Raw genomic sequence first — 12,790 nt, 5'->3', positions numbered from 1 at the left:
CGAGCGGGAGAGGATGGCCCGGTGATGCGCCCCGTCCACCCCTCTCCCTGCCGATGACGCCGGTCCTCGTCGGCGTCGGGTCCGCGGTCGCCGTCGTCGTGATGCTCTTCGGCTTCGGGACGACGCTGGCGGGCCGGCGGTTCGGCCTGCTGCACGCCGTGGCGGTCGGGCTGATCGAGGCCGTCCTGCTGGTGCAGACGGCGGTGGTCCTCGTCGGCCTCTCCCGCGGGCACGACCTCGCCGACGCCCCCACCTTCTGGGGCTACCTGGCCGGCGTGCTCCTGATCCCGGTGCTCGCCGGTCTCTGGGCATGGACGGAGCCCACCCGCTGGGCCGGCACGCAGGTGGCACTGGGGGCGCTCGCGGTCGCCGTCATGGAGTGGCGGCTGCTCCAGCTGTGGGAGGGCACCGGTGCCTGAACGGAGCACGCTGGGGTCCCCGGCCGCCCAGGGCGCGCCAGGCGCGGGTGCGGTCCGTGCGCTCGTCGTCGTCTACGCCGTCTTCGCCCTGGCGGCCGGCGCCCGGGCCACCGTGCAGCTGAGCACCCGGTTCGACGAGGCCCCGGTGGCCTACCTGCTGTCGGCCTTCGCCGCGGCGGTCTACGTCGTGGCGACCGTCGGCCTGGCCCGGGGCGGCGGGCGCGGGCGGCGGACCGCCCTGGTCGCGATCACCGTGGAGCTCGTCGGCGTGCTCGCCATCGGGACGCTGTCGCTGATCGATCCCGCCGCGTTCCCCGACGAGACCGTGTGGTCGGCGTTCGGGCGGGGCTACTACTTCGTGCCCCTGGTGCTGCCGGTCCTGGGCCTGCTGCTGCTGAGCCGCCGGCCGGCGGCTCAGAACCCGCCGAAGTCCCCGCCCCCGAAATCCCCACCGCCGAAGTCGCCACCACCGAACTCGCCGCCCCCGGAGTAGCCGCCGCCGTCCTCGAACCCCTGCGCGTACGTCTCCTCGTCACCGCCCCCGAACAGGCCGCCGTCGCCCGCCCCGGAGTCGAAGAACGCGTCCGCGACCGCGGTCCCGATCACGAGCCCGCCGATCGTGCCGAGCAGGCTGCCCCCGATCATGCTGCCCATCCCCGGACCGCCCGGACGCCCGGCGTACGCCCCGCCGTACCCGGCGCCCTGGTCCGGCCCGTAGCCCGGCCCGTAGCCGCCGAGGGCTCGCTCGAGGGTTCCCGGCTTGCGCATCTCGGCACGCGTGGCGACCCGTGCCAGGGTCTCCGGCTCGTCGGTGCGCGGGCGCTCGGCCGAGGGCACCGCGGCCGCGAGCTGCGCCAGGACCTGCTGCCGCTGGTCGACGGTGAGCCGGCCGAACGCCTCGGTGTGCGCCTGCTCGATCTGCTCGGGCGGCGCGGTGCGCAGGAGGTACCGGTACCGGGCGATGGCCTGGTCGTCCGGCAGTTGCTCCTGGCGGCCGGACGGCGCGCCCTGCGGCGGGTACTGCTGCTGCCCGTACCGGGCGGAACCGTGCTGGCCGGATCCGTACCGGTCCGATCCGTACCGGTCCGATCCGTACCGGTCCGATCCGTACCGTGGCCCGCGCGGGGGCCGGCCGAAGAGGCGATCGAACAGTCCCATGGTGTGCCCTCCCGCCCCGACCGCGATGTCCCGGTGGCCCACCCCGGTGACGAACGGGGCGGAGCCGTCGTTCCCCGAGCGCGCCTCCGCGACACCACGGCGGGTGCACCCGGGTCATGGCCGGGCAACCGGCCCGCCGCGGCGCGGTTAAATGTCCCGGTGCCGTCCGAGCGCGATCGTCCCGGGTCTCCCCCCACAGCCGACACCGACCTGCTCACCCCCGAGGCCGGCTTCGGGCGCCAGGTCGGCATCGTCACCGCCGCCAGCGCGGTCCTGGCCGACCACGGGAGCGCTCCCCACGCAGGCCTGCCCGGCGTGCTGGCCGACGTGCCCGTCGCGGTGCTGGTCATCGACCAGCGGTCCAGCTCCGTCGTCTACGCCAACACCGCGGCCGTGCGTCTGGCCGGCAACGTCCGGCTGCCGGTGGACGTCGACACCTGGGGAGCCGCGGCGGGGCTGACCGACCTGTCCGGTGCGCCACTGGCGAGCAGCAGCGGCCCGCTGTCCACGGTGGCCCAGGGACGCCCGGTGACCGGCGAGGCCGTCCGGCTGGCCCCGGGCACCAGCACGGAGCCCCAGCGGGCCGGGGCCGCCGGCCTCGACGGGCAGACCGACCAGCTCCTGTGGGTGACCGGCTTCCCGCTGTCCCAAGCCGACAGCGACGAGCAGCTCTCCCTCGTGGTGTTCCTCCACCTCGACACGGCCGAGGAGACCGACGACCCGGACGCGTACCTGCAGGCGCTGCGGGAGCGGGCCGTCATCGCCACCGACATCACCTTCACCATCACCGACCCCCGGCGCCCGGACAACCCGCTCGTCTGGGTCAACCCGTCGTTCACGAGGGTCACCGGGTACGAGGCGCACGAGGTCATCGGCCGCAACTGCCGCTTCCTGCAGGGGCCGGCCACCGAGCGGGCCGCGGTCGCCGCGATCCGGGCGGGGCTCGACACCCGGGAGACGGTCACCACGACGCTGCTGAACTACCGCAAGGACGGCACGGCGTTCTGGAACCAGCTGTCGGTCAGCCCGGTGTTCGACGGAAACGGCGAGCTGGTCAGCTTCGTGGGGGTGCAGACCGACGTCACGGAGCGGGTGCGGGTGGAGCGCGAGCGGGAGGCCGCGTTCGCCGCCGAGCAGGCCGCCCGCCAGGAGGCGGAGCTCGCCCGCTCCGTCGCCGAGCAGGCGCGCAGCGACGCCGAGCACGCCCGGACCGCGGCCGAGCGTGCCCAGGGGCGCCTGACGCTCATGGCCGAGGCGACGAGCGCCCTGATCGCGACCCTGGACATGGGGGAGCTGCTGGACCGGCTCGCCCGGCTGTGCGTGCCCCGGCTCGGCGACTGGGTCTACCTCACGCTGCTGGACGAGTACGGCGACGTCCGCAGTGCCGTGGCCCGGCACCGGGACGGTCGGGAAGCCGACCTGGCGACCTTCACCGAGCTGCACGTGATGCACCTGCCCGTCGCGTCGCCGAGCCGGCGCAGCATGGCCAGCTCGCAGCCGGTGCTGCTGGCGGAGGTGACGCCGGAGATCCTCGAGGAGGCGGTCACCTCACCGGGTGCCCGGGAGGCCTTCGCCCGGCTGGGCGGCAGTTCCGTGCTGACGGTGCCGATGGTGGCCCGCCGCCGCACCCTGGGCGCCATCGCGCTCGTGCGGGGTCCCGGTGGACGCGCCTTCGCGCAGGACGACGTCGACCTCGCCGCCGACCTGGGCGCCCGGGCGGCCCTGGCGATCGACAACGTCCGGCTCTACCAGCGCGAGCACATCGTGGCCGACACCCTCCAGCGCTCCCTGCTGCCGGTGCTGCCCGACGTCCCGGGCATCGAGTCCGCCGCCCACTACGTCAGCGCCTCCTCCGCGGCCGACGTGGGCGGTGACTTCTACGACCTGCTGCACCTGCCCGACGACTCCATCGGCCTGGTGGTGGGCGACGTCGTGGGTCACGACGTCGCGGCCGCGGCGGCGATGGGACACCTGCGCGGGCTGCTGCGGGCCTGCATCTGGGACGCCGAGGACGCCGACCCGGGACGGGTGCTCGCGCGGATCGACCGGCTGGTCCAGGGCCTGCAGGTGGCCTCGCTGGCCACCCTCGTCTACGCCCGCGCGGTCCGGCCCCGGGCCACCGGCGGCCCGTGGCAGCTGCACCTGGCCAACGCCGGGCACCCGCCGGCACTGCTGCGCGCCCCGGACGGCGCGGTGCGCGTGCTCGCGGAGATCACCGGGATGCTGGTCGGGGTCGATGCGGGAGCCCAGCGCTCGACCGTCGTCCTCGACGTCCCCGCGGGCTCGACGCTGGTCGCCTACACCGACGGGCTGATCGAGCGGCCGGGCGAGGACATGGACCAGGGGATCCAGGAGCTCTGCGAGCGGATCGCCGCCGCGCCGGTCGACGCGGGGCCGCGCGAGCTCTGCGACGCCGCCGTCAGCGGCGCGCTGGACCACCGCGACGACGTCGCGCTGCTCGCCGTCCGCTTCGGCTGAGCCGCGCGGCGGCTCAGCCCTCGGCGCGGTGCAGCAGTCCGTACGAGCCGCGGTGGTACAGCAGCGGACGCCGGTCGGCGTGCGACCCGAGGTCCAGCACCCGGGCCACGACGATCGTGTGGTCGCCGCCGTCGTACTCGGCCCACAGCTCCCCGTCGATCCACGCGACGACGTCGTCCAGGACCGGCGAACCGTGCAGGGAGGGCGTCCACGGGACACCGGCGAACTTGTCGGCGCCGGAGCGGGCGAAGTTCTGCGAGACGGCGTCCTGACCCTCGGCCAGCACGTTGATGCAGAACCGGCCGATGTCGCGCAGCCGCGGCCAGGTGCGCGACGTCCGGGCCGGCGCGAACGCGATCAGCGGTGGGTCGAGGGACAGCGAGCTGAACGACTGGCAGGTGAAGCCGATCGGCCCGTCCTCGGTGACCGCGGTCAGCACCGTGACGCCGGAGGGGAAGTGCCCGAGGACGTCGCGCATCACCTGCGGGTCGACGATCGGCGGTGCGCCGTCCGGGGCCGGCACCCCCGTCACGACGCCACGGGGGCCGGGCGGGGGACCGAGCGCCCGCCGGCGCGGTACAGCGAGCTGGGCAGCTCGTGGCCGACGGCGTCCTCGGTGACGCGGGCGGCGGCGAGGACGGCGTCGAGGTCCAGGCCGGTGCGCACCCCGGACTCCTCGAGCAGGTAGACCAGCTCCTCGGTGGCGATGTTGCCGCTGGCGCCCGGCGCGAACGGGCAGCCGCCGAGCCCGCCGACGGAGGCGTCCAGCTGGGTGACGCCCGCCTGGACCGCGGCCAGCGCGTTCGCCTGCCCCGTGCCGCGGGTGTCGTGGAAGTGGACGCCCACGGGGACCCCCGGGCAGGCGCGCCGGACGGCGTCGAGCAGCTGGACGACGCGCAGCGGGGTGGTGGTGCCGATGGTGTCGCCCAGGCAGAGCTGGTCGGCGCCGGCGGTGACGGCGGCCCGCGCGACGTCGACGGTGCGGGGGATCGGCGTGCGGCCGTCGAAGGGGCAGTCCCAGGCCGTGGCGATGATGACCTCCAGCGACCCGCCGGCCCCGTGCGCCAGCTCGGCGATCTCCCCGACGGCGGCGACCGCCGCGGCCGTCGGCCGACCGGCGTTGGCGCGGCTGTGCCCGTCGGTCGCCGACACGACGTACTCCAGGTCGGCCACCCCGGCGTCCACCGCGCGCACCGCTCCCCGGGCGTTGGCGACCAGCGCCGACCAGTGGACCCCGCCCCAGCGGGACAGCTCCGCGGCCACCTGGTCGGCGTCGGCCAGGGCGGGCACGGCCTTGGGGGAGACGAACGACGTCGCCTCGATCCGCCGGACGCCCGTGGCGACCAGGGCCTCCAGCATGGCCAGCTTCGCGTCGAGGGGGAGCGGCGCCTCCAGCTGGAGACCGTCCCGCATGCCCACCTCGCGGATGTCGACCGCCGTGGGCAGCACCAGGTCGAACTCGATCACACCGGACTCCTCCGTTGTCAGTGGTCCCCCGCATCCTCCACCCCACGGCCGACGGCCGCGGGCGGAACCCCCCGGCACAGGTCCGGGCCGCGGCGCGGCCCCGATCCGACGACTCGGAACGGTTCCGTGCGGTCCAACGCCGGGAACGGGGTACCGGTGACGCAGGATGCACGCAGGGGGAGAAGGTGAATGGTGATCGAGGTGGATGTGTCGCCGCCGCCGGCGGACCGGCGGAGCGTGTTCGCCAATGCCCCCATGGGCATCGCCCTGACCACCCCGTCGGGCGTGCTGGTCGACGCGAACCCGGCCCTCTGCGCGATGCTGGGCCGCACCGAGGACGAGGTCACCGGCCGGTCGGTGCTCGACCAGCTGCACCCCGACGCCGCACCGGCCGCCCACGCGGCGCACGCCTCCTGGATCGCCGCCCCCGTCCGCCCGCTGCGGCACGAGACCCGGCTGCAGGGGGCCGGCGGCACCGTCGTGCCGGTGCAGGTCACCGCGTCGTGGGTCGCCGAGAGCCCGGACGGCCAGGCCGCCCACCTGGTGATGATCGTGGAGGACATCACCGAGCGGAAGGAGCTCGAGGCCCAGCTGGTGCACCGCTCCCTGCACGACCCGCTCACCGGGCTGCCCAACCGGCTGCTGTTCCAGGACCGGCTCTGGCACGCGCTCGAGCGGGGCAACCGGGAGAACACGCCCACCTGCGTGCTGATCATCGATCTCGACGGGTTCAAGGCCGTCAACGACGAGCTCGGCCACCCGATCGGCGACCTGGTGCTGGTGACCCTCGCCGAGCGGCTGCGCTCGGTGCTGAGGGCCAGTGACACCGCGGCCCGCCTGGGCGGCGACGAGTTCAGCATCGTGTGCGAGAACACCGAGCTCGCCGACGCGCAGGTGCTCGCCGACCGCGTGCGGGCGCAGGCGACCGAGCCGCTGGTGCTCGACGGGACGACGGTCACGGTGGGCCTGAGCATCGGCATCGGCTCGGTCGTCGGCGGGGTGCAGCCCGGCGAGGTCTACGAGCGGGTCGTCCGCGAGGCCGACGACGCCATGTACGCCGACAAGGCCCGCCGCCGCCGGTCGACCTGACCGGCCGGGGCGCCGGTGCTCACCCGCCGGACGCCCAGCCGCGCACCCGCGGCTGGGCGGCGAACACCGCGGTCAGGATCGGCAACGGCAGCGCCAGCACGACGATCACCAGCATGCCGACCATCGCGTCGCCGTAGAGCGTCGCCAGCCCGACGGCCCCGACCAGCACCAGGACGCCGACCGATGCGACCGCGCCCCGGAAGAGCAGGAACGCCGACCCCCGCCCCAGCAGGCGGGCGGCGCCGACGACCACGGCGGCCGCGCAGGGGAGGCCCAGCAGCATGAGCACGGTCGAGGGGTCGTCGTCGCCCCGGAGGACGGAGAGGAGCACGCCCAGGACGACCAGGAGGGTGAGCCCCCCGGTGACGAACCCGAGGGCGACGGCGGCCGTGGCGACGGCCGGGCGGGCGGGTCCGTGCGGCCACGGCGCGGCGGCCCACGACGGCGGGCCGTAGCCGGGCGGCGGGCCGTAACCAGCAGACGGGGCGTAGCCGGCAGACGGGGCGTAGCCGGCAGACGGGGCGTAGCCGGCAGACGGGCCGCCAGGGGGCGAGCCGTAGCCAGGGGGCGGGCCGTATCCCGGGGGCGGGCCGTAGCCAGGGAACGGGCCGTAGCCAGGGAACGGGCCGTAGCCAGGGAACGGGCCGTGGCCAGGGGGCGACGCGGCCGCCGTCGCGGCCGGCTGGGCGCCCGGCGGGTAGGCGTCCCAGTCCTGCGCTCCGCCGTTCCCGGTCATCCCGCCAGTCTGGCCGACCGTGCGTGGCGATCCCGGCACACCGCGGTGCGACTCACCCGGAGGGGTCGCCTCCGCACCACTCCTCCCTCCGCACCGCGCTGATCACCGCCGCGGTCGCGTCGACGAGCGGATCGGTCCGCGAGCTGGGGCCCGCTGCCGGACCGACCGGCCCGGACACGCACGGAGGCCCGCTCCCACAGGGGGAGCGGGCCTCCGTGCATCGGGGTTCAGCCGGCGGGCGTGGCCACCGGACGGGACGACGCATCGGCCGCGGGGGACGACCCGAGACGCGCACCCTCGACGTCCAGATCCGGCAGCGCCCGGTCCAGCCAGCGGGGCAGCCACCAGGCCGAGCGGCCCAGCAGGGCGAGGACGGCGGGGACCAGGGTCATCCGCACGAGGAAGGCGTCGATCAGGATGCCCACGGCGAGGCCGAAGGCGATCGCCTTGACGATGACGTCCTCGATGGTCACGAAGCTGGCGAACACCGAGAACATGATCAGGGCCGCGGCCACGACGACGCGGGCGGCGTGCCGGGCGCCGCTGATCACCGCCTCGCGCGGGGCGGCGCCGTGCACGTACTCCTCGCGCATCCGGGACACCAGGAAGACCTCGTAGTCCATGGCCAGGCCGAAGAGGATGGCCATGAGCATGATCGGCAGGAAGCTGATCACCGGGCCGGTGCTGGGCACGCCGAACAGGTCGGACAGCCAGCCCCACTGGAAGACCGCCACGACGGCACCGAACGAGGCGGCCACCGAGAGCAGGAAGCCGGCCGCGGCCTTGATCGGCACCAGGATCGAGCGGAAGACCAGCAACAGCAGGACCAGCGCCAGGCCGACGACGACCAGCGCGAACGGCAGCAGCGCGTCGGCCAGCCGGTCGGAGACGTCGATCGCGACGGCGGTCTGCCCGGTCACGGCCAGGTCGGCGCCGGTCTCGGCCTCCAGGTCCGCGGCCAGGTCGCGCAGGTCGCCGACGAGGACGTTCGTCTCCTCCTCCTGCGGCCCCGTCTCCGGGATGACGCTCACGATGCCGGAGCCGCCGTCGGGCAGCGGGGTGGGCTGCGCGTACAGGACGCCGTCCAGGCCGCCCTCGAACTCGCCGGGCGCGCCCGTGGGGACGCCGCCGATCTCGGCCGCGATCTGCTGCAGCGCCTGCTGCCCGGCGCCCGCGTCCAGGCCCTCCACCAGCACGACCAGCGGCCCGTTGAGGCCGGGGCCGAAGTACTCGCTGATCAGGTCGTAGGCCTGCCGCTGCGGGGTCTCCTCCCCGGCGGTGGAGTTGTCGGGCAGCGCCAGCTCCAGCTGCGGGGCGGGGATGGCGAGGACGAGCAGGCCGGCCAGGACCGCGACGACGGTGAGGAGGGGGCGGCGAGTGACCAGCCGGGTCCACCGGGCCCCCATCGAGCCACCCGAGCCGGTGCTCTCCCGGGCGTCGTCCTGCTCCCGCCGCTCGGCCCGCGAACCCGGCTTCGGGGCCAGCCGCCGCCCGGCGAACCCGAGGAGGGCCGGCAGCAGGGTGAGCGCGACGAGGACCGCGACGAGGACCGTGCCGGCGGCGCCGACGCCCATGACGGTGAGGAACGGGATGCCGACGACGGCCAGCCCGGAGAGCGCGATGATCACGGTGAGACCGGCGAACACCACCGCGGAGCCGGCGGTGCCGACCGCGCGCGCGGCGGACTCCTCGGGGTCCATCCCCGCCGCCAGCTGGGTGCGGTGCCGGGACAGGATGAACAGCGTGTAGTCGATGCCGACCGCCAGGCCGATCATCAGCGCCAGCGTGGGGGCCGTCGAGGACAGCGTGACCAGGTTCGAGGTGAGGAGCAGCCCGCCCAGGCCGACCGCGATGCCGATGACCGCGGTCAGCAGGTTCATCCCGGCCGCCAGCAGCGAGCCGAAGGTCAGGACGAGGACGAGGACGGCGACCCCGACGCCGACGAACTCCAGCGGGCCGATGGTGACACCGGTGGTCGTGAACGCGTTGCCGCCGACGGCGACCTCGAGACCGGCGTCCTCCGCGGCCTCCGTGGTCTCGAGCAGGGCGTCGACGGAACCCTCCTCCAGCAGCTCGTTGCCCACGCCGTACTGGACCTGCGCCAGTGCCGCGCGGCCGTCGGGGGAGATCAGCTGGGCGTCGAACGGGCTGACCACGCCCTCGACCTGCGGCGCCTGCCCGGCGGCGGCGACGACCTGCTCGATCGCGCCGGCCACGGCGGGGTCGGCGACCGTGGACCCCTCGGGCGCCACGAAGACGATCTCCGCGCCGGCGCCCGCGGCCCCGGGGGAGAGCTCGTGCAGCCGGTTCAGCGCCGCCTGCGACTCCGAGCCGGGGATCGTGAACTCGTCGTCGAAGCTCCCCCCGACCCCGACCAGCAGGGCGACGACGGCCCCGAGGACGACGAGCCACACCGCCGAGACGATGCCGCGGGAACGGAAGGACGCGCGGCCGAGCCGGGCGAGCAGTGCAGCCATGGGGAAGAGGTCTCCGGGATCGGGGGGCTCAGGAGGGGAGGACGGCGGAACGGAGCAGGAGGAGCAGTGCGGTCCGCTCGAGGTCGGAGGTGTCGTCGGAGCCGACCGGGTCGGTGGCCTGGGCGACCACCAGCCCGTCGTGCAGCGCGAGGATCATGCTGGCCAGCCGGGCGGCGGGGAGGGTGAGCCGGAGGCCGGCGCGCGCGACGCCGTCCTCGATCAGGGCGGTGAGCTGGGCGAGCACACCGGTGGAGTGCTCGAGCAGCGCGGCGGCGGCCTCCGGGTGGCGGGCCGCGTGCAGCCGGTACTCGGTGAGCACCAGCACCCAGCTGCGGTCGGCGCGGAAGCTGGACAGGCAGCGCCCGACGGCGGCGGTCACCGGGTCGGACTCGTGCTCGATGCCCTGCAGCTGCTGCTCGGCGAGGGCCAGGGTGCGTGCCGTCTCGCGCAGGAACAGCGCCCCGAACAGTTCGTCCTTCGTGCGGAAGCTGGAGTAGAAGGCACCCCGGGTGAACCCGCCCCGCCGGCAGATGTCCTCCACGCTCGCGGCGGCGAAGCCCACCTCGGCGAAGGTCTCCAGGGCCGCGTCGAGCAGACGCTCGACGGTCTCCGCCCGGCGTCGCCTGGGGCGGGTCACCTCCTCCACCGTCACGATGCAGGACTGTATTCGATGCACCGATGCATCCGATACAGGGGTGTATCGACCGCCGCCGCCCGGACAGCGCCCCCGCCGCGGGCGCACCGTCCGAGCTGGGCGGAACCCGCTAGCCGGTCGGGCCGCCGACGGGCACCGCCCCGCCGGAGGTGAGGTCGATCAGCACCCGCTGGCCGAGGGGCTCGTCCAGGACGAGCTCCACCGCGTCGGCGCACTGGTCCCCGGTCTCGCGCACCGTCGCGGTCACCTCCACCTGGACCTGCCGTGGCCCGGCGACGAGCCGGCTGATCTCCGGGTCCCCGTCGCAGGACCCGACCGACAGCTGCACCGTGTCGGGCTCGACCAGCGCCGCATCGATGAGCGCGACCGTCCGCCGGTCGTCCCCGCAGCCGGCGCTGGCGGTGACGAGCAGCGCCGCGACGAGGGAGCCGACCGGGCGGCCGGAGGGCACGTCAGCCCCCCAGCGCGGCGGTGACCACGGCCCGGGCCTCCTCCTGCACCTGCGCGAGGTGCTCGGGGCCGCGGAAGGACTCGGCGTAGATCTTGTAGACGTCCTCGGTCCCGGACGGGCGGGCGGCGAACCAGGCGTTCTCCGTGGTCACCTTGAGCCCGCCGATCGCGGCGTCGTTGCCCGGCGCCCGGGTCAGCGTGGCGGTGATCGGCTCACCCGCCAGCTCGGTGGCGGTCACGTCGTCGGCGGAGAGCTTCCCGAGCGCCGCCTTCTGCTGCCGGTTCGCCGGTGCGTCGATGCGCGCGTAGGCGGACTCGCCGAAGTGCTCGGTGAGCTGCCGGTGCAGCTTCGAGGGGGACCGGCCCGTCACGGCCTGGATCTCGGCGGCCAGCAGGGCCAGCAGGATGCCGTCCTTGTCCGTCGTCCAGACCCCGCCGTCCCGCCGCAGGAACGAGGCCCCGGCCGACTCCTCCCCCCCGAAGCCGACCGACCCGTCGAGCAGGCCGGGCACGAACCACTTGAAGCCCACCGGGACCTCGACCAGGGTGCGGCCGAGGTCGGCCACCACCCGGTCGATCAGCGAGCTGGACACCAGGGTCTTGCCGACGGCCGCCCCGGCCGGCCAGCCGGGGCGGTGGCTCAGCAGGTAGGCGATCGCGACGGCCAGGAAGTGGTTGGGGTTCATCAGGCCGGCGTCCGGGGTGACGATGCCGTGCCGATCGGCGTCGGCGTCGTTGCCGGTGGCGATCTGGAACTCGTCCCGGCGGCCGACGAGGGACGCCATCGCCGAGGGGGAGGAGCAGTCCATCCGGATCTTCCCGTCCCAGTCCAGCGTCATGAACCGCCAGGTGGGGTCGACCAGCGGGTTGACCACCGTGAGGTCGAGCCGGTGCCGCTCGGCGATGGCGGCCCAGTAGTCGACGCTGGCCCCGCCGAGGGGGTCCGCGCCGATCCGCACGCCGGCGTCCCGGATCGCGTCGAGGTCGACGACGTCCGGCAGGTCGTCGACGTAGCGGCCGAGGAAGTCGTAGCCCTCGGCCGCGCGGCGGGCCTGCTCCAGGGGCACCCGCCGGACGCCGCTGAGCCCGGCCCGCAGCAGGTCGTTGGCCCGGCCGGCGATCCAGCCGGTGGCATCGGTGTCGGCCGGGCCGCCGTGCGGCGGGTTGTACTTGAAGCCGCCGTCCCGGGGCGGGTTGTGCGACGGGGTGACGACGATGCCGTCGGCCCGGCCGCCGTTCCCGCCGCGGTTCGCGGCCAGGATGGCGTGGCTGACCGCCGGCGTGGGCGTGTACCGCTCGCCGGCGTCGACCAGCACCGTCACGTCGTTGGCGGCCAGCACCTCCAGCGCCGTCGCCCAGGCCGGCTCGGAGAGCGCGTGGGTGTCGCGGCCGAGGAACAGCGGACCGTCGACCCCCTGCTCGGCCCGGTACTCGCAGATGGCCTGGGTGGTGGCCAGGATGTGCGCCTCGTTGAAGGCCGCGTCGAGGCTCGAGCCGCGGTGCCCCGAGGTGCCGAAGGCCACCTGCTGCGCCGGCTCCGCGGGATCGGGCTCGACGGTGTAGTAGGCACTGACGAGCGCGGGGACGTCGACCAGGTCGCTGGGCTGGGCGGGCTGTCCGGCGCGGGGGTCGCTCATGGGCTGATCCTGACCCGCGAGGCTCGCCCGCGCGAGGTCAGCCGGCAGCGGGCCGGCCCGAGCCGCCCGCCTCTTCGAGCGCCATGGCGACCGCCTCGAACTCTGCGAGCGCGGCCGTCAGGTCGTCGGCGATCCCGCGGGCGACTCGATGGTCGAGACACCGTCGTCCCGGAGGACGTTGCGGTAGCTCCACAGCTCGTCGACCGGCTGGCGGGCCTCGGTCA

12 protein-coding genes are annotated in these 12,790 nt (G+C 75.1%); 4 read left to right on the top strand and 8 right to left on the bottom strand.

Features of this window, described 5'->3' with window-relative positions; all coding sequences use genetic code 11:
• Window positions 1-53 precede the first annotated feature (53 nt).
• The gene (locus BM142_RS20070; RefSeq protein WP_092202576.1) at window positions 54-419 is read left to right on the top strand and encodes a hypothetical protein; all 366 of its coding nucleotides are present in this window, start codon (window positions 54-56) and stop codon (window positions 417-419) included.
• Window positions 412-912, top strand: a complete 501-nt coding sequence (locus tag BM142_RS20065) for a hypothetical protein (RefSeq protein WP_254791097.1) — start codon at window positions 412-414, stop codon at window positions 910-912. Before BM142_RS20070 ends, BM142_RS20065 begins: the two co-directional genes overlap by 8 nt.
• Here the strand turns inward: BM142_RS20065 and BM142_RS20060 are convergent.
• Window positions 834-1,577, bottom strand: coding sequence for a hypothetical protein (locus BM142_RS20060; protein WP_175527385.1), 744 nt, complete (start codon window positions 1,575-1,577; stop codon window positions 834-836). The two genes, BM142_RS20065 and BM142_RS20060, sit on opposite strands and share 79 nt — an antisense overlap.
• Before the next feature lie 159 nt (window positions 1,578-1,736).
• Here BM142_RS20060 and BM142_RS20055 point away from each other — a divergent pair, with 159 nt between their 5' ends.
• Window positions 1,737-4,055: a SpoIIE family protein phosphatase gene (locus tag BM142_RS20055; protein WP_092202574.1), complete on the top strand. Its 2,319-nt coding sequence runs from the start codon at window positions 1,737-1,739 to the stop codon at window positions 4,053-4,055.
• A 13-nt stretch (window positions 4,056-4,068) separates the two neighbouring features.
• Here BM142_RS20055 and BM142_RS20050 read toward each other — a convergent pair whose 3' ends face one another.
• The gene (locus tag BM142_RS20050; protein WP_254791096.1) at window positions 4,069-4,587 is read right to left on the bottom strand and encodes a flavin reductase family protein; all 519 of its coding nucleotides are present in this window, start codon (window positions 4,585-4,587) and stop codon (window positions 4,069-4,071) included.
• Complete coding sequence (locus BM142_RS20045) at window positions 4,584-5,522, bottom strand: hydroxymethylglutaryl-CoA lyase (RefSeq protein ID WP_092202572.1); 939 nt, start codon at window positions 5,520-5,522, stop codon at window positions 4,584-4,586. Before BM142_RS20045 ends, BM142_RS20050 begins: the two co-directional genes overlap by 4 nt.
• A 189-nt stretch (window positions 5,523-5,711) precedes the next feature.
• Between BM142_RS20045 and BM142_RS20040 the strand changes: the two genes are divergently transcribed.
• A complete protein-coding gene (locus BM142_RS20040) occupies window positions 5,712-6,611 on the top strand; it encodes a sensor domain-containing diguanylate cyclase (RefSeq protein WP_175527384.1) in 900 nt (299 codons plus the stop codon).
• A gap of 19 nt (window positions 6,612-6,630) precedes the next feature.
• On the opposite strand, the gene BM142_RS24730 is transcribed toward BM142_RS20040, so the two are convergent.
• From BM142_RS24730 to pgm, 5 genes are all read right to left on the bottom strand, one after another.
• On the bottom strand, window positions 6,631-7,347 hold the full coding sequence (locus BM142_RS24730; RefSeq protein WP_175527383.1) for a hypothetical protein: 717 nt from the start codon (window positions 7,345-7,347) through the stop codon (window positions 6,631-6,633).
• A gap of 227 nt (window positions 7,348-7,574) precedes the next feature.
• On the bottom strand, window positions 7,575-9,824 hold the full coding sequence (locus BM142_RS20030; RefSeq protein WP_092202570.1) for an MMPL family transporter: 2,250 nt from the start codon (window positions 9,822-9,824) through the stop codon (window positions 7,575-7,577).
• Between the two features lie 28 nt (window positions 9,825-9,852).
• The gene (locus tag BM142_RS20025) at window positions 9,853-10,476 is read right to left on the bottom strand and encodes a TetR/AcrR family transcriptional regulator (RefSeq protein WP_175527382.1); all 624 of its coding nucleotides are present in this window, start codon (window positions 10,474-10,476) and stop codon (window positions 9,853-9,855) included.
• 112 nt (window positions 10,477-10,588) lie between these two features.
• Entirely contained in the window at window positions 10,589-10,930 is a 342-nt protein-coding gene (locus BM142_RS20020; RefSeq protein ID WP_092202566.1) for a hypothetical protein, read from the bottom strand.
• Window position 10,931: 1 nt separating this feature from the next.
• The gene (gene pgm, locus BM142_RS20015) at window positions 10,932-12,566 is read right to left on the bottom strand and encodes a phosphoglucomutase (alpha-D-glucose-1,6-bisphosphate-dependent) (RefSeq protein WP_092202564.1); all 1,635 of its coding nucleotides are present in this window, start codon (window positions 12,564-12,566) and stop codon (window positions 10,932-10,934) included.
• Between the last annotated feature and the right edge of the window lie 224 nt (window positions 12,567-12,790).

Source organism: Blastococcus tunisiensis, assembly GCF_900112815.1.
Lineage (GTDB): Bacteria > Actinomycetota > Actinomycetes > Mycobacteriales > Geodermatophilaceae > Blastococcus_B > Blastococcus_B tunisiensis.
This window is presented reverse-complemented; position numbering and strand designations above follow the sequence as displayed.